Here is a 239-nt window from a genome sequence, read left to right as displayed (position 1 = left end):
CCATCGAACAAACTTCGATGAATTTATAGCGCTCACGCCAGTTTGGCTCCGCCAAACGGCTGCGCGGGCGCGGCCTCCGGCCGGCACACAGTCGTGTGCTTATTGTTTATCAGCGTTTATCGCTGAATTATCTGCACGAAAGACAACCAGCTTCTCATATTTGTGTTCTTCGCCGACCTGGTGGTTATGGCGGAGCGGCTGCACCCGATCCCATTCCGAACTCGGCCGTGAAACGCTCC

At 55.6% G+C, this 239-nt stretch carries 1 rRNA gene; it reads left to right on the top strand.

From position 1 onward, the window contains the following. Nucleotides 1-176 precede the first annotated feature (176 nt). Nucleotides 177-239, top strand: a 5S ribosomal RNA gene (gene rrf, locus SB822_RS60620); the annotation flags it as partial.

This window comes from Paraburkholderia sp. SIMBA_054, from assembly GCF_046534875.1.
Classification (GTDB): Bacteria; Pseudomonadota; Gammaproteobacteria; order Burkholderiales; family Burkholderiaceae; genus Paraburkholderia; species Paraburkholderia hospita.
The sequence above is the reverse complement of the archived record's forward strand: the minus strand, read 5'-3'. Positions and strand labels throughout refer to the sequence as shown.